Consider the following 20,614-nt stretch of genomic DNA (forward strand, 5'->3'; position numbering starts at 1 on the left):
TCGAGTCTCGTTTCCCGCTCTATAAAAGCCGAAAATTAATCTTCGGCTTTTTTTATTTAGAAAAATTTGATTCCTAAAACATAAAAAAACCTTAAACAATTACGTTTAAGGTTTTTACTTTTTTATCTAATCGTTGTCTTATTTCGCTTCTTCAGCCAACATTTGTTTATATTTTTTGCCTTCGATTAATCTTTTTTCCGCCCAAATTGTTCCTCCAGGAATAACTGCTGCGATAAAAAAGATCATAAAAATTTTCCAAGACCAATTGTATTTTTCTTTCAATAAATAAACCAATATAATATAAGCTATAAACAATCCTCCGTGTACGCGTCCTGCGTGTGTTACCCATGTAGGATCTTCCCAAATATATTTCATTGGCATTGCGATAAAAAACAAAACTATCGCAGAAATAGCTTCTAAATATCCAGTAATTTTAAATAATTTCAACATTCATCTTAAATTTGAAGTCAAAAATAATTTTTAATTTCCACATGAACACTAATAGATATCAGTAAAACAAATACTTAACATCTATTTTACACGTTATTATAAGCAACAATGCGATTTTTAGGCTACATATTCTTCTTTTTTATCCAAACTATTTTTCTTTTTGGACAAGAAAAAACATATCATTTTTTACGGTATAATGATGATACAAAATCGTATACAAAAGATTTCGAAAGCAAAAATCTTGATTCATCTTTAGATTCGCTTCAAAAAACAGGTTATTATACTTTGACGATTGATTCGATAAAAAATGAAAAAGTTTATCTAAATAAAGGAAAATTGTACCAAACAATTTGGGTGAAAAACAATGAATTGTTCGAAAATAAAAATAATTATTTCCCAACAAATAATTTAGATTCTATTCTAAATAAAATAGCAACAACCAACACTAATCAAGGTTATCCGTTTGCGCAAATAAAACTTGTTCCAAATGGTTTTGAACAAAATAAACAGAAAATTGAATTGGTTTTAGACAAAGGAAATCAGCGCAAAATTGATGGTGTAAAATTGGTTGGTTACGAAAAATTATCCAAAGGTTATTTGCGTCATGGACTCAATATAAAAACTGGCGAAGTATACAATGAACAGAAATTGGCAACAATTTCTACATTAATGCAACAAACCAATTATATTGCAGAAGCGCAATTACTACAAACTTTATTTAAGCCTGATTCTACGATTTTATATTTGTATCCTCGCAAAGTAAATTCAAATTATTTTGATGGTGTTTTAGGTTTTGGAACAGATGATAACGGCGATTTTAGATTGAACGGAAATGTACAACTTTCGTTGAACAATGTGTTCAATAGTTTGGAAGAAATCAGGTTAAATTGGATTGGAACAGCGAATAAAAATACGTCGTTGAATATTGGTGTTAAAGTTCCTTATTTGTTCAAATCTGCGATTGGTTCGGAAACGAATTTCAAGCTTTTCAAGCAAGATTCTGTTTTTGTGAATTTAGATTTTTCGGAGCGATTATTTTATCAACTCAACCTCAACTCGAATATTGGTGTAAGCGGAATTATACAATCGTCTAACTTTTTGCTGGAAGATGATTCTTATCTAAAATCGAGCTATGACGATTATTCGAAAATTGGTTTTGGTTTGAGTTATCACTATTTCCTGAAACATCCTTTTCGTTTGATGGAAGTAAAATCGATGTTGAATGTTGCGGTAAATTCGATTCGTAAAAAGGAAAAGAATTTTTCGTGGACAGAAGATTTGGAAAATAAAACCGTCAATCAAGTTGAAGTTGGTCTAAAAACGTTTCGTTTATTCGAATTATCCAAAAAGCATTTCTTAAAAGCTGGTGCAGAATTTAGAGGTTTGCTCACGAAAGACGATGATTTCTCCGAAAACGAATTGTACAGAATTGGTGGTTTTGGTAGTTTTAGAGGTTTTAACGAAGAAAGTATTACAACAAATATGTACGGATTTTTGAGTGCAGATTATCGTTTTGTTCCAAGCGAAGCTTTTTATATTGGACTTTTCGCCGATTATGGTTTTATTGATAACAAACGCGCAAATCTAAATACATCATTGTTAAGTTTCGGAACTGGAATTTCTTTTTTAACGAAGATGGGAATTTTCAATTTGAGTTATGCAGTTGGTAAAACAGACGAAACTTCATTCGACTTCAAAGAATCTAAAATCCATTTTGGGATATTAAGTCAGTTTTAAAAAAATATTTTACTTTTGTTTTTATAAACATTGTATAATGAAATATTTATCGCTACTATTTTTACTCTTTAGTCCAACTTTATTTTGTCAAAAAGATGATATTATAAACTTAAATGAAGTCAATATTCAGAATAAAACAAAATACATTTTATTAAAATCTTATTTTAGAAGTTGGATAATCAAAAATGATAGTTTAACAGATTTTGTAGATGGTGAAGCTTATTATCTTTATCCAAAGGAAGAATTTAAAGATAAATTAAAAGTAAAAAGGTATGTTTTACAATACAGAAACTTTTATAATCCTGAGATAAAAAGTAATAGTAAAAAAACGCAAGTATCTATAATGAATGATTATTATGGATTTTGGAATATTCCTAGTTATAATCGTCATGAAAAATATAAAAAAGTAGAAATTTCTAAAGATAATTTTGATGTTTATAACAGTAGAGATTCTATATTTGGTAAATATTATCAAGGAATTGAGAATGATAGTATAAACTTTGTTTTAAATTTTTCTAGTAAAAAAAATATAAAAGTCACTCTAAATAATTACGGAAAATGGGATAAAAAGGGAATTCCTCAATCTTTTACTTTAATACAAAATGAAGATTTATTTGGAAGCAAAAAAGAAATCGTCACAGAAATTTTTCTTACTAAAGAACTTCTTTCTGATTTTGATAATGGAAGAAAAAAATACAATTCAATCAATTTTAGTTCTTCTAATTATTATAATAATTATTGGGAAAATTATCTAATTGAATATCCTTTGCCTTTAAAAATCATTAATAAATTTAATTCATTAATTGAACAAAATCCTTAACCTTGAAGGTTACTTTTAATCAACTTAAAACTTAAATATAGTTTTATCTAAAACACATCTATTTGTAGTGTCCGTAAAGAAACTTTGATTACAAACAAGGTTGTTTATAATAAATCTATGACTACATTAGTCTAAAACATGTCCGTTTGTAATAAATGTAAACTTACATTAATCTAAAACATATCTGTTTGTAATGTCCGTAAAGAAACTTTTATCATAAACAAGGTTGTTTTAGCTTTCCAAATGTATTGTATAAATGATTACTAAGAATTTTTATTAAAAAAACTATAAATTTTTATAGGTTTATTGTTAACATTTTCGTGAAATTAGCTACTTATAAAATACTCACACAAAATAAATTTAAAAATGCGTAAAATTTTTTATCCAGTTTTAGCTTCAGCTTTATTTTTAGCTTCAGCTCAATTGGCGTCTGCACAAGACAATTTAGTTAATTCTCTGAACAAAAATGTTAGTGAAAATAGTAAAGAAGCTTTCAAATTTACTGACGTTATCAATTTAGCTAAAACTCCAGTAGAAAACCAAGGTTCATCAGGAACTTGTTGGTCATATTCAGGAAATTCTTTCTTCGAATCAGAAATGTTAAGAATGGGAAAACAACCTATTCAATTGTCTCCAATTTTCAATGCGAGAAATACATATGTTGAGAAAGGAAAACAATATGTACGTATGCATGGTGCAACAACTTTAGGTGACGGAGGTTCTTTCTATGATGTTTTGAATACAATCAAAAAATATGGAGCTGTTCCAACGGAAACTTATACAGGTCTGAATTATGGAACAAAAATTAATCAATTTGGTGAAATGGCTGCCATTCAAGAAGGAGTTTTGAAAGCGGTTGTTGCAAATCCAAATGGTAAATTAACACCAAACTGGGAGAAAGCCTATACAGCTGTTTTGGATAGCTATTTAGGAGAATATCCAAAAGAATTTACATACAACGGAAAAAAATATACACCACGTACATTTGCTGATCAAGTGGTAGGAATTAATCCAAACGATTATGTTGCGATTACATCTTTCAAAGATCATGACTATTACAAACCGTTTGTATTAGCGATTCCTGATAACTGGGCATACGAATCTTTCTACAATGTTCCGATGACAGAGATGACTGACAACATTGATTATGCTTTGAAAAACGGATTTACAGTTGCTTGGGCAACAGACGTTTCTGAAAAAGGATTTAGCTGGAAAAATGGTGTAGCGTATGTACCAGAAGTTGATTTTGCAGATATGAATGCGCAACAAAAAGCAGATATGTTCAAAGGTCCAAAACCAGAAAAAGTAATTACAGAAGATATGCGTCAAGCTGCTTTTGATGATTACCAAACGACTGATGATCACGGAATGCACATTGTTGGTATTGCGAAAGATCAAAACGGAAAAGATTACTATATCGTGAAAAACTCTTGGGGTTTAACTAACGATTACGAAGGATATCTTTATGTAACAAAAGCTTTTGTTCAGTACAAAACAACAAATATTTTAGTTCATAAAAACGGTGTTCTAAAACAAACGTTGAAAAAATTAGGAATCTAATTTGTAAGATAATAAACTAAAAAAATCCACTCAATGAGTGGATTTTTTTTATTTCACAATAAATGTAATTTGTTTTGTATTAGTTGGTGCAGCTTCCTCCCAGCCTCTTTTGTAATCAAACTGAATTGTACATTCGCCTTTGCTTCCCGCTTTCACAGTGTATACATTTTTACTCGGCGCACCTACCACTCCTTCTTTTTGATTTTTCACATTTGACTTATCAACAATTTTCACACTACAATCTTCTGGTTCAGAAGTAAACCAGTCATAACCAGTGGAAGGATTAGCAGTAACTTCTAATTTTACCTGATCACCTTCATTTAGTTTAATCGTTTTTACATTTTCGATTGTATCTAAATTGATCGTTTGTTCTTTACTTGCATTTGTTGCACACGCTGTCAACAAAGTTGCACTTACAATTAATAATAAAGTTTTTTTCATTTTATGATGGATGATTTTATTTATTTTTTTGATAAAAACAGTTATAAAGCTATTCAACTAAGCGCTTTTTCATCTAATTTTGTACTTTATTTTTTAGTCAATAATTATGCCTCAAAATGTAACGATACGCATATCTCCTACAGAAGCTGCAAACGAGAAACTTCTGAAACAACGTTTAGCATCTGCTGTTAAAACAAAACCGGAGAATATCAATGCTTACCAAATTATTCGTCGCTCTTTAGATGCACGAAGCCGAAATATTATTTCCCAATTACAAGTCAATGTTTTTGTAAATGAAGAATTCTCTGATGCTTTCGAGTTTCATCCAAATCTCCAAAATGTAGAAAACAAACACGAAGTTTATATTGCTGGTGCTGGTCCTGCTGGATTATTTGCTGCGTTAGAATTAATAGAACACGGTCTAAAACCAATTATCATCGAACGTGGTAAAAATGTTCGTGATCGTCGTCGTGATTTAGCAGCAATGAATAAAGAAGGAAAAGTAAATTCTGAATCAAACTATTGTTATGGCGAAGGAGGCGCTGGAACTTATTCGGACGGAAAATTATATACACGTTCTACAAAACGTGGAAATATCCTGAAATCTTTGCAATGGTTTGTACATTTCGGTGCAACAGAACGTATTTTACAAGAAGCGCATCCACATATCGGAACAAATAAATTACCTGGAATTATCGCTAACATGCGCGAAGCAATTATCGAATGTGGTGGTGAAGTTTGGTTTGATACAAAACTAACGGATATTATCATCGAGAATAATCAAATCAAAGGAATTGAAATCAATCATGATAAAAAGATAAAAACTTCTTCTTTGATCTTAGCAACGGGACATTCGGCTCGTGATATTTTTAGAATGTTAGATGAAAAGAACGTTTTAATTGAAGCAAAACCTTTTGCCTTAGGCGTTCGTGTAGAACATCACCAAAGCTTGATTGATTCTGCTCAATACCATTGTCCAATTGGAACGGAGCGCAATGAATTTCTACCTCCTGCCTCGTATTCATTAGTTTCACAAGAAGCAGGTCGCGGCGTTTTCTCTTTTTGCATGTGTCCTGGTGGAATTATCGCGCCCGCATCTACAGATGAAGGAGAATTAGTGGTAAATGGTTGGTCGCCTTCCAAACGTGACGGATTTTTTGCAAACTCGGGAATGGTTGTAACTGTTGATGAAAAAGATTTTGCTAAATATGGTTTTACTGGACCTTTGGCTGGAATGAAATTTCAACAAATGGTCGAGCAAAAAGCGTGGCAAGTTGGTGGAGGTAAATTAAAAGCACCTGCACAACGAATGACCGATTTTGTTTCAGGGAAATTATCTAATTCATTAAATGATTGCTCGTATTTACCAGGTTTAACATCAGGTTTATTGAGCGAAGTTTTACCAAAAGAAGTTCATCAATCTTTGAAATTAGGTTTTCAAACATTTGGTAAAAAAATGAATGGTTACTATACCGAAAACGCAAATATTGTCGCAACAGAATCCAGAACTTCTTCGCCTGTTCGTATTCCGAGAAATGAAGAAACCTTAGAACATACGCAAGTTTCTGGTTTATTTCCTTGTGCTGAAGGAGCTGGTTATGCGGGTGGAATTATTTCTGCCGCAATGGACGGAGCAAAAGTTGCGATTGCTGTGAAGAATTTTATCGAAAAATAGTTTTATATTTAATACTCAAAATAAAATACAGATGTCAAGCTGAACTTGTTTTAGCTTCGCATCTTTAGAAATGATGAATTTAGAAAAAGTAAATAATTTCAAATTTTTATTGATTTCAGTAGTACTGATTTTGATAGGTTATTCAATCAACTTAATCGGTTGGAATATTGGAACAATTACAATTGCTTATTTTGGATTAGGTTTATTCTTTTTAGGAATTATTTCATTCATCATTTTACTATTTTTAGCTTTAATTAAAATTGTTAATAGAATTTAATGAATCTCTTAAAATCTATACTATTAATTTTTATTTCTTCTATAAGTTTTGCTCAAGTAAAAGTTTTAGAAGATTACATTTCTGTTGAAAATAATTCATCTAAAGTTTCAAATAAAATTATTTCAAACGAAGACTTTTTAAGAGTTCTAATTGATGAATACTATAAACTAACATTTGAAGAAGATTTAATCGATAATGAATTGATTAATTATCAAATTGTAAAAAATGAATTTGATTTCAATAATATTAATCTAAGAAAAAATATCAATCATAAATTTTCTTTTAAATCTAAAAAAAATAATAAATACACATATTCAAATCCATTTATTTCAAAAAATAAAAATTATGCTATCATTTACGAACTTGATAATCCAAATGGATTAAGCGGAGGTGGAAATTTAATTTTATTAAAACTTGAAAATAATAAATGGAAAAAAATAGGAATTTTATATAGTTGGATGGCGTAATGAATCTCTTAAAATCTATACTATTTGTCGGTTTAGGTGGCGCTTTTGGTAGTGTTGCAAGATTTTTAATTTCATACGGAATCGGAAAATATTATTCGCAACCTTTTCCATTTGCTACGTTTTTGACAAATATTATCGGTTGTTTTTTGATTGGCACTTTATATGGATATTCAATCAAAAATGGTTTAGGAAATACCTATTTCAATTTTTTATTGATAACTGGATTTTGTGGAGGTTTCACGACATTTTCAAGTTTTTCGTATGAAAATTTCAACTTAATTCAACAACAAAATTACATCGCACCAATTATTTATATTTTTTTGAGTGTACTCATTGGATTAATATTTACAATGATTGGTTTTAGATTAACAAAATAACTCTATATCGAAAATAGTTTTCTCTTATTCGTTTTAATGTATTACTTTTAAGCAACTTAAAAAATTAATACATGAGGAAATCTATTTTGATCTGCGGAATCATTTTTGGTTCTGTATTTACTCACGCACAATTAAAAACAGTGAAAAAAACTGACAATAAAGGATATACCTACGAAATGGTAGAAAATGATCCTTCAAATACAAGAATTTATACGCTAAAAAATGGTTTGAAAATCTATTTGGCTCAAATAAAAGACGAACCAAGAATCCAAACTCATATAGCTGTAAAAACAGGTTCTAACAACGATCCAGAAGACAATACTGGTTTGGCTCACTACTTAGAGCATATGGTTTTTAAAGGAACTTCAAAAATCGGAACACAAAATTGGGCTGTTGAAAAACCTTTGATCCAACAAATTTCAGATTTATACGAACAGCACAAAGCAGAAAAAGATCCTGCAAAAAAAGTAGAAATCTATAAAAAAATTGATCAAGTTTCGCAAGAAGCATCCAAATATGCTGTGGCAAACGAATACGATAAATTAATTTCATCTTTGGGAGCATCAGGAACTAATGCGCATACATCTTTAGAAGAAACAATTTATCATAATAATATTCCGAATAACGAATTAGAAAAATGGTTAACAGTAGAATCTGAGCGCTTTAGAGAATTAACTTTACGTCTTTTTCATACTGAATTAGAAGCCGTTTACGAAGAATTTAATCGTTCTCAAGACAATGATGGACGTTTAGTTTACTATAAACTAATGCAAACCTTATTTCCAAAATCGCATTACGGAACTCAAACAACTATTGGAACTTCAGAACATTTAAAAAATCCATCAATGGTTGCAATTCATAATTATTTCGATAAATATTATGTAGCGAGCAATATGGCTGTGATGTTGATTGGTGATTTCGATTTTGATACGGCTGTTCCAATGATTGACAAATATTTTGGAAATTATGCTACAAAAGCAGCTCCTGCACAATATGTTGCAAAAGAAGAGCCGATTAAAAAAATTGTAACAAGCGAAGTTTTTAGTCCATCTTCGGAACGTGTTCAGTTTGCTTACCGTTTTAACGGAGCAAAAAGTTCTGATGCAAAATATGTAACATTAATTGATTATATTTTAAGTAATTCTACAGCTGGATTAATCGACTTAAATATCAATCAACAGCAAAAAACATTAGGAGCAGGAAGCTCTTCTTCTTTCTTTAGAGATTATGGTATGCATTCTTTTTCAGGATCTCCAAAACAGGGACAAAGTTTAGAAGAAGTACGTGATTTATTAATTGCTCAGATTGAAAAAATCAAAAAAGGGGAATTTGATGATTGGATGATAGAAGCAGTTGTAAATGATTTAAGAAAATCTCGTATGAAAAGCTGGGAAAATACTCGTTCTTTAGCAGCAAGTTTGTACAAATCATATATCAATGATGTTCCTTGGGCAGAAGTTGTCGATCAATATGATGATATGGGTCGTGTAACAAAGCAAGAACTAATGGACTTTGCAAAGAATAATTATACGAATAATTATGTAATTGTTTACAAACGTCAAGGTGAAAACAAGGATTTGGTACGTGTTTCGAATCCTGGAATTACGCCAATTCAATTGAATCGTGATGCTGAATCTACTTGGTACAAAGATTTCATGAAGATCAAATCAAGTGAGATTAAACCAGTTTTTGTTGACTTCAAAAAAGAATTGAACGAAGGTAAAATCAAAAATACAAAATTCACTTCGATTCAGAACAAGACAAACGATATTAGCTCTGTTTACTATATCGCGGATATGGGATCGGACAATAATAAAAAGCTTGGTTTAGCGATTAATTACTTAAATTATTTAGGAACGTCCAAATATTCGCCAGAGAACTTGAAAAAAGAGTTTTATAAAATTGGTGTTGATTATGGAGTTAATCCTGGTACAGAAAGAACTTCTCTTTATATCACTGGTTTACAAAAGAACTTAACAAGCGGAATCAAATTATTTGAACATCTTTTAAGTGATGCCGTTGCAAATAATGAATCGTATCAAGAATATGTGAAAACAATTTTGAAATCAAGAGAAAATTCTAAAAAGAACAAAAACGTGATTTCTTCTTTGTTAAATACTTATGCACAATACGGACCAGATAATCGCTCGAGAGATATTATTTCTGAAGCTGATTTGAAAGCTATTGATCCAAAAGAATTAACGCAAATCATTAAAGATTTCTTTAATTACAAACACCAAATTTTCTATTACGGAAATAATGAAGCAGAAACGAAAAAAGCAATTGAACAACATCATAATTTCGGAAAAAATTTAGATTATCCTAAGAAAAAAGAATATCCACAACCAACTACAGATGGTAAAGTATATTTTGCTCCTTACGATATGGTACAAGCGGAAATTAATTTCTTTGCTCGTGATACTAAATATGATCCAACTTTGTTGACATCTACAGGAATTTTCAATGAGTATTTTGGTGGAGGTTTGTCATCTATCGTTTTCCAAGAAATTCGCGAGTCTAAATCATTGGCTTATTCTGCTGGTTCTTATTACATTAATGCAAATAAAAAAGATAATTACAATTATGTAAGAGCTGTAATTGGAACACAAGCAAACAAATTGCCACAAGCTGTTGACGCAATGAAAGAATTAATGAATAATATGCCAAAAGCAGAAAATCAATTCAATAATTCTAAGCAAGCAGCACTTAAGCAAATCGCTACAAGTCGTTATACAAAAGCAAATGTGTTCTTTTATTGGTTATCATTACAAGATAAAGGTCTAAATTATGATATCAATAAAGATATTTACGATCAAACATCTAAATTAACATTAGATCAATTGGATCAATTTTTCCAAAAACATATCAAAGGTCAAAACTTCAATGTTGGTTTAATTGGTAAGAAAGAAAACTTAGACTGGCCATCTGTTGAAAAACTTGGACAAGTAAAAGAATTGACTTTAGAAGAATTATTTAACTATTAATAATCAGACATTATAAAAACCAATAAACGCGTTTAGGAAATCCTAAAACGCGTTTATTTTTTAAAACCAACCTATGAATGAATAATCACTCAAACACCAAATAAGGCTCAATTTCCTTAAACTTTTCTTCACTTATCGCATAACATCTTTTCAATGTTTTTGCATCTTTAAAACTCCCACCTAATGAACGTTTAAAATTAAGAATCGTATTTGCTTGCTTCTCTGTAAAACCAAGTTTCATCCAATCCTCATGACTCAAATTATTTGGATTAAACTTGCCTTTTATTTCTATTTTTTCTGCTACTTTATCTTCACTTTTTGACTGTTCAACTTTTGGCTGTTTAGCTTTATAAATTATATTTTCAGGCAAATCAATATAAGGTTCCATTTCCGCATATTTTTCGTCCGAAATCATATAACATTTTTTCAATTGTTCTTTCGATTTAAACTGTCCTCCCAAAATATTTTTATATTTTAGAATTGAAACAGCTTGTTTAGACGAAAAACCTATTTTTTGCCAATCATTTTCAGAATAACTATTTGGATTAAATTTTATATATTGAATCTTTTTGCCACTTTGTTTCTTCTCATTTCTTTCATCTTCCTTTGATTTTTCTGGTAACAAAATATACGTTTTCATCTCTGCATATTTCGCATCATCAATCACAAAACATTTCCTCAATTGCTCTTTCGACGTAAACTTTCCTCCAACAATCTGTTTATATTTCATGATTATTTCTGCCTGTTTTGGCGAAAAACCAAGTTTTTCCCAGCCTTGTTGTGGCAAATCATTTGGATTGAAATTTTTGTAAACTATTTTAGTTTTTGGTGATGAATAATCTATAAAACTCGATTTAGATTGTTCTGGTAAAAGAACAAAAGGAGCTAATTCATTATACTTTCCTTCATCGATAACATAACATTTCTTAAGCTGTTCTTTCGATGTAAATTCTCCGCCAACAATTCCTTTATATTTCAAAATGACTTCGGCTTGACGTTCCGAAAACCCTAAATTCATCCAATCTTCTAAAGATAATTCGTTTGGGTTAAAGGGTTTGATTGAATCTTTTACTTGTTTATTTGAAGTAGAATTAAATGTATAATTTTTCGGAGTTTTTTGATAATTTGCTAGCAAAGCTTTATCTGCTTCTGATAATTGATATGTTTCTTTTTCAACTGAAATATGTTGAAAAATCTCAAATAACAAAATCAAAACAAATAATAAATACAAGCCAAATCTTTGCGATTTATTCAGGTAAAAAGTAGATTTTTTTAAATATTTCATCTTGGTTGGAAAAGAAGTGAAAATAATATCCTTATCAAACACTCACGATATCGAAAACGACATAACCATCAAATATTTAACAAATTAAGAAATCTAAAATTAATAAAAGGTTTTAAGTATTTGTAAATATTTTTTACAAATCAAAAACCGATTTTCGTTTGATAACAAAACAATCTTTTACCCAAAAAAAGAATAACATGATAAAATAACCAACAAATGTTAAACCGAAAGTTGCAAAAGTTAAATAAATGAAAATTAAACGTAATTTTGCAACGCGAATTCCCAATTTGTCTGCAAATCGCGAAATCACATTAAACCATTCTGTTTCGGTAAAATTCCTTATTTGATCTTTCATTTATCGTAAAATTTGTTGTCCGATAGCGCAATTTAAACATTTTTTTTCGGAGCAATATCTTTTTTTGAGTTGAATTAATTGTTGAGAATCTTTTGCGGTTTTATTTTCAAAACCAATTCGTTCAAATTTGGTTAAAATCGAGTTATTTTCTGCTTCCATTTCATTCAATAAATCCAAATAAAAATCAATTTCTACCTCATCTTTTTGTCGCTCAAAAGCATAACGAATCGGAATAATAGAATTGATGAGCAAATTATTTATTTTATCTTTTGAAAGATTTTTGAGTTGAAATTTTGATTCGTTCTTAAATGTATAATGCGTTTCCCAAAAAGAATTTAATTCCAAATTTTCGAAGATTTTATAAAATTCTTTCAAATTTTTTGGCTGAATAATTTCAGAAAACAAACTTTGATAATTCACATAAATCGATGCTAATTGCGCCAAACGAATCGTCGGAAAACCAATTGGTCTCATTTTCGAAAATCGGAACAAACTATTTTCAATTGATTTTAATTGATATTTATTTTTCAGGAATTGATATTCGTTTTTTAATTGCTTAGAATAATCATTCTCATAGTTTTCTTCTAAAAAACTGGCTTGTCCAAAAAACAAGGCTTCAACTTTTTGGGCATTAAATTGTATTTTTTGCAAAACTTTGAACGGAAAAGAATTTGCCCAAATCTCAAAAGTTTCTACATTAACTTTTAATCCAAAATTCTTTGCCAAACTTTTGAACAATGTTTCTTCCCAATTCGAATTATTGTGTTCTAAAATTTGTACAATATCGTTTGTTTTTTCTTCGAAACGTTCGATTAAAATTCGTTCAAACCAAAAAGAAAATTGCTTCAAATCAATTGAATTTAAAAATTCTTTACAATAAATTTTATCCAACTTAGAATTAATAATATTTTGATAATTAAAAACAATTTCCGGTTTTACAAAATCTTGTAAAATCAAAGTTTGTACATTACGTTGACGCAAAATATCAACTTCACAATCGTGATTCCATACAACATGCAAAATCACATTTTGATACGATAAATCATTTGAATGTTGATGAAAATTCCAATCCGAAGAATTAACATGCATTTCGACACTTCCAATCCACAATTTATCGCCAATGATGATTTCTGCTTCCAAAAAATCTGGCCCAGAATGATGGTTTAACTTTCCAACTTTCACAATTTCAATGAAATCCCCATGAAAAGTTTGTAAGCTTTGATGTGAAAATTGATTCAATTTCCAAATATGATGTAGAAAAATTTCTTTCATAGACAAAAGTTAATCAATGAATTATAAAAAATCATTAAAATAAATACTTATTTTTTTTAAATTAATTAAACGTTTGTTTAATTTTGCACGTTCAATTTTTTTAAGATGGAATTAAGTGAGAAGCAAATAGAAATTTTGGGCGCGGCTGAACGAGTTTTTGGAAGACGAGGAATTGATGCTGCAAGTGTTCGTGAAATTGCAAAAGAAGCAAACATTAATATTGCGATGATTAGCTATTATTTTGGATCAAAAGATAAATTGGTCGAGAATTTATTTAGTTGGCGTATCACAACTTTCAATGAATCATTGGCCTCAATTTCACAAAATTCGACACTTTCTCCATTTGAAAAGTTACAGTCAATCCTAAAAGCTTATTTGAATAGAATATTGGATAAACCTGAATTTCATCGAATTATGGCAAGAGAATATTCAAAAAGAGATTCAATTTTAGAAATTGATTGTAAAGTCAATGACTTAAAAACAAAAAATTTAGAATATATCACAAATATTATTAGTGAAGGATATTCTGAAGGCGTTTTTAAACGAAAAGCTCCTGCCGAAGCTGTTGTAATGGTAGTTATTGGTGGAACATCTTATTTGATTTTGAACGAAAAAACATATATGAAACAATGGGGATTATCTTCTCATGAAGAGTTTACAGAACATATTCACGAAGAATATTACCCTTATTTAATAGATTCTTTAAAAGCAATTTTACTATACGATGAAAAATAAAATTTTCTTACCGATTTGTTTAGTTGTTGCTACTTTCGCTCATGCGCAGGAAACCAACGTTTCTTTGCAGGAAGTTATTCAACAAAGTTTGCAGAACAATAAATCTGTGAAAGTTGCCGAAGCTGCTAAAAATACAAATGAGTATAAAGTACAAAGCGCGAAAAACAATCGTTTACCAGACATTTCGTTGAGTGGACAATACATGCATTTGTTTACGACAACAAATGTAGACATCAAACTTCCGATGCAATCTTCTGGTGGAGGAATGGGAGTTGAACCAAACCAATTATTATTAGGACAAGCAAGTGCATCTGTTCCTGTTTTTGCAGGATTTAAAATTAAAAATGCAATCAAAAGCAGTGAATTAATGGTTGATTTATCAAACTTACAAATCGAAGCAACAAAAGAAAATGTGGTTTGGCAAGCTATCAATTTATATTTTGGATTGTACAAAACGCAACGTTCTATCGATGTTTTGAATGAAAACTTAGTGAGAGCAAATCAACGTGTGAAAGATTTTCAAAACTTTTTGGATAACGGAATCATCGCGAGAAATGATTTGTTGAGAGCAAAATTACAAGCATCGAATGTACAAGTTGCAATTGATGAAGCCGAAACGCAATACAAAAACATCAATTACCGATTGAATTTATTGACTGGACAAGACGAAAGTAAAATCGTTCATGTTGATAATGTAGAAACCTTGAAAACCATCAATCAAAATTCTCAAGATTACGTCAATCGTACAGATGTTAAATCATATGATGTAAAAAATCAGATTGCTGATAGTCAAATCAAAATTGCGAAAGCAGCTTATTACCCTCAATTAGCGGTTTCAGCAGGATATATTGCGATGGATATTGATAAAGTTGCTTCGGTTACAAATGCAACAAATGTTGGTGTTGGATTAAAATATGATTTATCTTCTTTGTATAAAAATAAAGCAGAAGTTGAAATTGCAAAAGCTCAGAAATTAGAAAATGAGATGCAAAAAGAAACGACAATTGATAAAGCTAAAGTTGAAATGAACGAAGCTTTTCAAAAGTATGATTTAGCAAAAAAGAAAAATAATGTTTACAAGGAAGCTGTAGAACAAGCAAACGAAAACTACAGAATTGTAAAAGATAAAAATGACAACGGATTGGCTGATACAGACGATTTATTAGAAGCGGATGTACAACAATTGCAAGCAAAAATCAATCAAGTTGTCGGAGATGCTGACGAACAATTAGCGATCTACGAATATTACTATACTACAGGAATTTTATTAGAAAACGTACAATAACACCTCTCGATATGGAAGAAAATAATCAAGAAAAGAAAAAAATAAATTCAAAATTTATCATCGTTTTAGGAGCATTAATCATCCTTGGAGGTGGATATGGAGTTTATAAATATTTACACGGACAAGCGCACGAAATTACTGATGATGCACAAATTGAATCAAAAATAACACCTGTTATTCCTAAAGTTTCAGGATACATTCAGAAGATTTTAGTAGAAGATAACCAAATGGTTCACAAAGGTGATACATTAGTTGTTTTGGACGGATCTGAATTTGCCTTGAAATTGCAACAATCGCAAGATGCTTTATTACAAGCAGAAGGTCAATTAGGAGTTGCTCACGCGGGTGTTTCTCAAGCTGGTGCAGCAATTGGAGTGACAGAAGCTGGTGCAGTTGCAGCAAATACTACAATCGAAACAGCTCAAGCAAGTGTTAATACAGCTCAAGCAAATGTAGAAGCAGCAAAAGTACAAGTTTGGAGAACGAAAAATGATTTTGATCGTTACAATAAATTATATCAAAATCAATCGATCACAAAACAACAATACGAGCAAGCTTTAGCAGCAAAAGAAACAGCAGAAAAACAATTGCGAATTGTACAAGAACAATTAGGTGTTTCTCGTGCTCAATTAGCTTCTACAGCAAAACAAGCGCAAGCTACAGCAAAACAAGTGAACACTTCGAAAGCACAAGCTGATGCTTCAAAAGCACAAATTAAAGTTGCGGAAGCAGCAATTGGTCAAAGCAAAACAAACATCGATAATGCAAAATTATATTTGTCTTATACGTATGTAATTGCGGCTGAAGATGGACAAGTTTCTAAAATTAATTTACAACCAGGACAATTGGTACAAGCTGGTCAATCTTTGTTTAATATTGTGACAACAAATAATATTTGGGTTGTGGCAAACTACAAAGAAACTCAATTAGAAAAAATTAGAGTTGGACAAGAAGCCATCATCAAAGTTGATGCTTATCCAAAACACGAATTCAAAGCGAAAGTAACGTCTTTATCTCCTGCAACAGGTGCTAAGTTTGCGTTATTACCTCCAGATAATGCATCTGGTAACTTCGTAAAAACAGTTCAACGTCTTCCTATTAAAATCGAATTTATCGATCAAAAAGATGAAATGTTGAAAATGATTCGTCCAGGTATGAACGTGGAAGCTGATATTCTTTTAAAATCGAATACTTCTGCAAAGTAATAACACCTATTCAGAAAAATTATGGAAGAAAATAATTTAGTTGAATATGGTGCAAGACGTGTAATCATCACCATTACCGCAATCATGTGTGCGTTGTTAGAGATTGTTGATACAACAATTGTTAACGTTGCAATGAATGACATGAAAGGTAGTTTGGGTGTCTCTTTAACTGATATTGCGTGGGTGGTTACCGCTTACGCAATTGCCAACGTAATTGTAGTACCGATGACCAGCTGGTTGTCGCAACAATTTGGACGACGCAATTATTTTGCGGCTTCGATTATTATTTTTACAGTTTCTTCGTTTCTTTGTGGAAATGCAACAACGTTGTGGGAAATTATCTTGTTCCGATTTATACAAGGACTTGGTGGTGGAGCACTGTTGGTAACTTCGCAAACTATCATTACCGAAAGTTATCCACCCGAAAAACGTGGTTTAGCGCAGGCAATTTATGGAATGGGAGTTATTGTTGGTCCTACGCTTGGTCCGCCTTTAGGAGGTTATATTATTGATAATTGGTCTTGGCCATATATATTTTACATCAATATTCCGATCGGGATTATTGCCGTATTGTTAACGATATCATTTGTTCGTAGCCCAAAATATGCAGAGAAATCAAAACTAAGCCAAGTCGATTTCTTGGGAATTATTTTGTTAGCCATTGCAGTTGGATCGTTACAATATGTATTAGAACACGGACAACAAGACGACTGGTTCTCAGATTCGACAATTGTAACCTTGAGTATCGCAAGTTTCTTCGGATTCATTTTATTTGTTTGGCGAGAATTAGTTTTCAAACATCCAATTGTAAATTTACGTGTACTGAAAGATAGCAACTTAGCAGTTGGTACTATTTTATCCTTCATCTTAGGATTTGGATTATATGGATCGACATTCATTATTCCAATTTATACACAATCAATCTTAGGATGGACTGCAACTGATGCAGGTTTATTATTAATTCCTTCGTCGTTGATGACTGCATTCATGATGCCAATCATCGCAACAATGTTACAAAAAGGTGTACCACCAAAATACATGGTTGCAGGAGGATTCTTTATCTTTTTCTGTTACAGTTTTTGGTCATACAAAATCTTAACACCAGACACAGGTTCCGAGCATTTCTTTTGGCCATTAATTGTTCGTGGAGTTGGATTGGGATTATTATTTGTACCTGTTACCACACTTTCACTTTCGAGCTTGAAAGGGCAACAAATTGGTGAAGGAGCTGCCTTTACAGGAATGATGCGTCAGTTAGGAGGATCTTTTGGTATCGCGATTATTACAACATTTATTTCTCGTTGGACAGTTGGACACCGAACAAATTTAGTTTCGCATCTTGATACATCCGATTTTGATGTACAAAAACATATTCAGAATTTACAAATGAGCTTCATTAGTAAAGGTTTTGCCCCAAATGAAGCATTAAATAAAGCCTATAACCTACTCGATTTACAAGTTACCAAACAAGCAACTGTGTTAACTTATATGGATGTTTTCTTGTATTTGGGTGTAGTTTTCCTAATCTGTATTCCATTTATTCTGTTCTTTATCAAAAAAGGAGCAGGTAAAGTAATCAGTGCAGGACATTAAAAAAGAATAATTATTTTAATTTTCAGTTTTTTATAAATGTAAAATCTATCTCAATTTATTGGGATGGATTTTTTTTATTTGATTGATTCTGTAATTTTCTTTTCATCTAATCCAAAATCTGCTAGGATAAGTTTTCCTTCTGGATTAAAAAGATAAAAAGTTGGTGTACCGATAATCTTGTATTTTGTATAAGTACCTCCTGTTCTACCTTCTTTATCCCAAAGCGAAATCCAATCTTCTGCATGTTTTAAAAGAAAGTTTTTATAACCAATTTCTTCTTTATCTACATAGAAACTTACAATTTCTAACTTATCACGATTATTAGTCTTTATTTGATCTAAAACAGGAATAGATTCTAAAGAGAATCCACAATAAAAAGTTGTAAAATCTAATAACACATATTTTCCTTTGAAATAATCTGAAAAATTAACTTTTTTATTTGATTGATTATACGCCATAAAATCTATATAACTGTCGCCAATATTTAACTTTTCTGTATTAATATCTGTCATGATAGATTTGTAATAGGCTGATTTTTTATATTTAGATTCTAACTTATTCATCAAATCAATTAAAACTTCTTTTGACAATTCTGTCTTGTATGAATTAACTAATGAAAGTGTATAGTATGAATTTATATTATCTTGATAAAATTGAAGACTATTCTTTGCAAATTCATTATCTAATGCAGTTATTTTACCATAAGGTTCTACTTTACCCCAGTATGTTTTTTGTAAACTATCATTCCATTTATTTTGTTCACGAAGCGACATCATATCAGTTAAAAATTCTCGTCGTTTTATCGTATAATCTTTATCAAACTGAGCATATTTATACCTCATCTCGTCATACTCAGATCCAGAAGTTTTTACATCATAAGGAAAATCTTTTTTTGTGGCATTTAGTGTAATTTTTTCATTACCAATAAAAAGAAGTGCAGAATGATAATCTTTTCCATTTTTGACTGTAATATAAACCGAAGATGGAACCTCTTTTAATTTTCCTTCTAATTTATAACCCCCTTTAACTAATACGACACTATCAATAGGAGCATTATTAATACTTATTTTGACCAATGCATTTTCATCAAATCCATCAAGTTTTCCAGAAATAGTAAATTGTTTTTGAGCAAATAAGTTTGTAAAAACAAATAAGATAATTAGTGTTAATAGTTTAGTCATTATTATGTAGTTAATTATTTATAAATCTAATTAAATATTTCGAAAAATCATCTCAAAAAAACCTCCACCCAAGCAATTTGGGTGGAGGTTTTATTATTCAATAATTAACGTTTAGTATTTTTACAATTTCGGCTCGTTTGTTTACTTGTTCAACTTGCAGGCAACACACTATTTCTTGCTGCTTTCACAATCTCATTCAAATCGTGGTACAAATTAGACCAATCCGGTACATCTTTCATTGCTGTAATTAGATTGAGGTAAGATCGCAGTACTTGTTCCAATTCTTTTCGAGAAGATGACGCACTCGATATTTGACGAAGATCTGCATTAGCCTCTGCTTGTTGCGCAAATAATATCTCAAAATCAGTATGTTTTGTTTTCAAATCATCAAAAGCTGCTACAAGCGATAAGTTGATAATACGCAATGTATTATCTGGCTTTTCTAATTCTTCGATAAGCTTCTTCAATTGAGCTGTTTCGGCAGAATAACTCAATCTGTCTAAATCCAGTCCAAACATTTGGAAAACTTTGTACAAAGCTTCCGCATCTTGATAGTTCGCGACAGAAGTCAATTTACGATAACCATTCAAGAAAGCCTTCATGTTACTAAATGCAACATCTCTCTCTTTATCCGCTGTCGCCACCTCTTTTCCTTTGCCACTGTAGGTCAACTTTGTGTATACCGTGTCGTAGTTTTGATAACTCGCAATAAGCGACAGCAACAAAGGGTGGTTCTCTACAATGGTGTAATTTCCGGCTTGAGAAGAGTTGATAGTTCGCTGCGCTAATGTCGCTAGATTTTTTGTCGATAATGAAGTTAATGTAATTTTCATAATAATTTATTTTAGGTTATAATTCATTTAATATTAGAATCTTATAAACTTAATCAATATATTAACCCGTAGTGCATTTAGG

Annotated in this window: 19 protein-coding genes; 12 read left to right on the forward strand and 7 right to left on the reverse strand. The window is 30.7% G+C overall.

Going from position 1 to position 20,614, the window contains the following annotated elements:
- Positions 1-138 precede the first annotated feature (138 nt).
- Positions 139-450, reverse strand: coding sequence for a DUF3817 domain-containing protein (locus tag B4E95_RS01760; RefSeq protein ID WP_125350851.1), 312 nt, complete (start codon positions 448-450; stop codon positions 139-141).
- Positions 451-558: 108 nt separating this feature from the next.
- Between B4E95_RS01760 and B4E95_RS01765 the strand changes: the two genes are divergently transcribed.
- From B4E95_RS01765 to B4E95_RS01775, 3 genes are all read left to right on the forward strand, one after another.
- Positions 559-2,187, forward strand: coding sequence for a hypothetical protein (locus tag B4E95_RS01765; RefSeq protein ID WP_291089457.1), 1,629 nt, complete (start codon positions 559-561; stop codon positions 2,185-2,187).
- 37 nt (positions 2,188-2,224) lie between these two features.
- Complete coding sequence (locus B4E95_RS01770) at positions 2,225-3,007, forward strand: hypothetical protein (RefSeq protein WP_291077802.1); 783 nt, start codon at positions 2,225-2,227, stop codon at positions 3,005-3,007.
- Between the two features lie 366 nt (positions 3,008-3,373).
- The gene (locus tag B4E95_RS01775) at positions 3,374-4,567 is read left to right on the forward strand and encodes an aminopeptidase C (RefSeq protein ID WP_291077800.1); all 1,194 of its coding nucleotides are present in this window, start codon (positions 3,374-3,376) and stop codon (positions 4,565-4,567) included.
- Positions 4,568-4,615: 48 nt separating this feature from the next.
- On the opposite strand, the gene B4E95_RS01780 is transcribed toward B4E95_RS01775, so the two are convergent.
- Positions 4,616-5,008: a protease inhibitor I42 family protein gene (locus B4E95_RS01780; RefSeq protein WP_291077798.1), complete on the reverse strand. Its 393-nt coding sequence runs from the start codon at positions 5,006-5,008 to the stop codon at positions 4,616-4,618.
- 106 nt (positions 5,009-5,114) lie between these two features.
- On the opposite strand from B4E95_RS01780, the gene B4E95_RS01785 reads away from it, so the two are divergent.
- The 5 genes from B4E95_RS01785 (at position 5,115) to B4E95_RS01805 (ending at position 10,788) form a co-directional block, all read left to right on the forward strand.
- Positions 5,115-6,683, forward strand: a complete 1,569-nt coding sequence (locus tag B4E95_RS01785) for an NAD(P)/FAD-dependent oxidoreductase (RefSeq protein WP_291089460.1) — start codon at positions 5,115-5,117, stop codon at positions 6,681-6,683.
- Positions 6,684-6,753: 70 nt separating this feature from the next.
- Positions 6,754-6,960, forward strand: coding sequence for a hypothetical protein (locus B4E95_RS01790; RefSeq protein WP_125349604.1), 207 nt, complete (start codon positions 6,754-6,756; stop codon positions 6,958-6,960).
- On the forward strand, positions 6,960-7,427 hold the full coding sequence (locus tag B4E95_RS01795) for a hypothetical protein (RefSeq protein WP_291089463.1): 468 nt from the start codon (positions 6,960-6,962) through the stop codon (positions 7,425-7,427). The genes B4E95_RS01790 and B4E95_RS01795 overlap by 1 nt, the downstream gene beginning before the upstream one ends.
- Positions 7,427-7,804, forward strand: coding sequence for a fluoride efflux transporter CrcB (gene crcB, locus B4E95_RS01800; RefSeq protein WP_291061406.1), 378 nt, complete (start codon positions 7,427-7,429; stop codon positions 7,802-7,804). The genes B4E95_RS01795 and crcB overlap by 1 nt, the downstream gene beginning before the upstream one ends.
- A 71-nt stretch (positions 7,805-7,875) precedes the next feature.
- Positions 7,876-10,788, forward strand: coding sequence for a M16 family metallopeptidase (locus B4E95_RS01805; protein ID WP_291089467.1), 2,913 nt, complete (start codon positions 7,876-7,878; stop codon positions 10,786-10,788).
- Between the two features lie 85 nt (positions 10,789-10,873).
- Here the strand turns inward: B4E95_RS01805 and B4E95_RS01810 are convergent, their stop codons facing one another.
- From B4E95_RS01810 to B4E95_RS01820, 3 genes are all read right to left on the reverse strand, one after another.
- Positions 10,874-12,019, reverse strand: a complete 1,146-nt coding sequence (locus tag B4E95_RS01810; RefSeq protein WP_291089470.1) for a ComEA family DNA-binding protein — start codon at positions 12,017-12,019, stop codon at positions 10,874-10,876.
- Positions 12,020-12,206: 187 nt separating this feature from the next.
- Positions 12,207-12,428 carry a PspC family transcriptional regulator gene (locus B4E95_RS01815; protein ID WP_038332996.1) on the reverse strand — a complete coding sequence of 74 codons (222 nt, stop codon included), beginning with the start codon at positions 12,426-12,428 and terminating at the stop codon, positions 12,207-12,209.
- Positions 12,429-13,700, reverse strand: coding sequence for a DUF2851 family protein (locus B4E95_RS01820; protein WP_291089473.1), 1,272 nt, complete (start codon positions 13,698-13,700; stop codon positions 12,429-12,431).
- A gap of 105 nt (positions 13,701-13,805) precedes the next feature.
- Between B4E95_RS01820 and B4E95_RS01825 the strand changes: the two genes are divergently transcribed.
- Genes B4E95_RS01825 through B4E95_RS01840 form a run of 4 tightly spaced genes read left to right on the forward strand, consistent with a single transcriptional unit; the run spans position 13,806 to position 18,518 of the window.
- Positions 13,806-14,435 carry a TetR/AcrR family transcriptional regulator gene (locus B4E95_RS01825; RefSeq protein WP_221854140.1) on the forward strand — a complete coding sequence of 210 codons (630 nt, stop codon included), beginning with the start codon at positions 13,806-13,808 and terminating at the stop codon, positions 14,433-14,435.
- Positions 14,425-15,720: a TolC family protein gene (locus B4E95_RS01830; RefSeq protein WP_221854139.1), complete on the forward strand. Its 1,296-nt coding sequence runs from the start codon at positions 14,425-14,427 to the stop codon at positions 15,718-15,720. The genes B4E95_RS01825 and B4E95_RS01830 overlap by 11 nt, the downstream gene beginning before the upstream one ends.
- 11 nt (positions 15,721-15,731) lie before the next feature.
- The gene (locus B4E95_RS01835; RefSeq protein WP_221854138.1) at positions 15,732-16,925 is read left to right on the forward strand and encodes an HlyD family secretion protein; all 1,194 of its coding nucleotides are present in this window, start codon (positions 15,732-15,734) and stop codon (positions 16,923-16,925) included.
- A 21-nt stretch (positions 16,926-16,946) separates the two neighbouring features.
- Positions 16,947-18,518 carry a DHA2 family efflux MFS transporter permease subunit gene (locus tag B4E95_RS01840; RefSeq protein WP_291089476.1) on the forward strand — a complete coding sequence of 524 codons (1,572 nt, stop codon included), beginning with the start codon at positions 16,947-16,949 and terminating at the stop codon, positions 18,516-18,518.
- A gap of 74 nt (positions 18,519-18,592) precedes the next feature.
- Here the strand turns inward: B4E95_RS01840 and B4E95_RS01845 are convergent, their stop codons facing one another.
- Together B4E95_RS01845 and B4E95_RS01850 are read right to left on the reverse strand one after the other, a co-directional pair.
- Entirely contained in the window at positions 18,593-19,699 is a 1,107-nt protein-coding gene (locus B4E95_RS01845) for a TlpA disulfide reductase family protein (protein ID WP_291089479.1), read from the reverse strand.
- 149 nt (positions 19,700-19,848) lie between these two features.
- Positions 19,849-20,532: a DUF6261 family protein gene (locus tag B4E95_RS01850; RefSeq protein ID WP_291089482.1), complete on the reverse strand. Its 684-nt coding sequence runs from the start codon at positions 20,530-20,532 to the stop codon at positions 19,849-19,851.
- Positions 20,533-20,614 lie beyond the last annotated feature (82 nt).

Source organism: Empedobacter sp. UBA7494, from assembly GCF_002478465.1.
Lineage (GTDB): Bacteria > Bacteroidota > Bacteroidia > Flavobacteriales > Weeksellaceae > Empedobacter > Empedobacter falsenii_B.

Bases quoted from the DNA above. Each gene is read 5' to 3' on its own strand.
- B4E95_RS01785 (WP_291089460.1), top strand. From the start codon at position 5,115: ATGCCTCAAAATGTAACGATACGCATATCTCCTACAGAAGCTGCAAAC.
- B4E95_RS01850 (WP_291089482.1), bottom strand. From the start codon at position 20,532: ATGAAAATTACATTAACTTCATTATCGACAAAAAATCTAGCGACATTA.
- B4E95_RS01765 (WP_291089457.1), top strand. From the start codon at position 559: ATGCGATTTTTAGGCTACATATTCTTCTTTTTTATCCAAACTATTTTT.
- B4E95_RS01770 (WP_291077802.1), top strand. From the start codon at position 2,225: ATGAAATATTTATCGCTACTATTTTTACTCTTTAGTCCAACTTTATTT.
- B4E95_RS01780 (WP_291077798.1), bottom strand. From the start codon at position 5,008: ATGAAAAAAACTTTATTATTAATTGTAAGTGCAACTTTGTTGACAGCG.
- B4E95_RS01845 (WP_291089479.1), bottom strand. From the start codon at position 19,699: ATGACTAAACTATTAACACTAATTATCTTATTTGTTTTTACAAACTTA.
- B4E95_RS01775 (WP_291077800.1), top strand. From the start codon at position 3,374: ATGCGTAAAATTTTTTATCCAGTTTTAGCTTCAGCTTTATTTTTAGCT.
- B4E95_RS01760 (WP_125350851.1), bottom strand. From the start codon at position 450: ATGTTGAAATTATTTAAAATTACTGGATATTTAGAAGCTATTTCTGCG.
- B4E95_RS01825 (WP_221854140.1), top strand. From the start codon at position 13,806: ATGGAATTAAGTGAGAAGCAAATAGAAATTTTGGGCGCGGCTGAACGA.
- B4E95_RS01820 (WP_291089473.1), bottom strand. From the start codon at position 13,700: ATGAAAGAAATTTTTCTACATCATATTTGGAAATTGAATCAATTTTCA.
- B4E95_RS01815 (WP_038332996.1), bottom strand. From the start codon at position 12,428: ATGAAAGATCAAATAAGGAATTTTACCGAAACAGAATGGTTTAATGTG.
- B4E95_RS01795 (WP_291089463.1), top strand. From the start codon at position 6,960: ATGAATCTCTTAAAATCTATACTATTAATTTTTATTTCTTCTATAAGT.
- crcB (WP_291061406.1), top strand. From the start codon at position 7,427: ATGAATCTCTTAAAATCTATACTATTTGTCGGTTTAGGTGGCGCTTTT.
- B4E95_RS01805 (WP_291089467.1), top strand. From the start codon at position 7,876: ATGAGGAAATCTATTTTGATCTGCGGAATCATTTTTGGTTCTGTATTT.
- B4E95_RS01840 (WP_291089476.1), top strand. From the start codon at position 16,947: ATGGAAGAAAATAATTTAGTTGAATATGGTGCAAGACGTGTAATCATC.
- B4E95_RS01830 (WP_221854139.1), top strand. From the start codon at position 14,425: ATGAAAAATAAAATTTTCTTACCGATTTGTTTAGTTGTTGCTACTTTC.
- B4E95_RS01835 (WP_221854138.1), top strand. From the start codon at position 15,732: ATGGAAGAAAATAATCAAGAAAAGAAAAAAATAAATTCAAAATTTATC.
- B4E95_RS01790 (WP_125349604.1), top strand. From the start codon at position 6,754: ATGATGAATTTAGAAAAAGTAAATAATTTCAAATTTTTATTGATTTCA.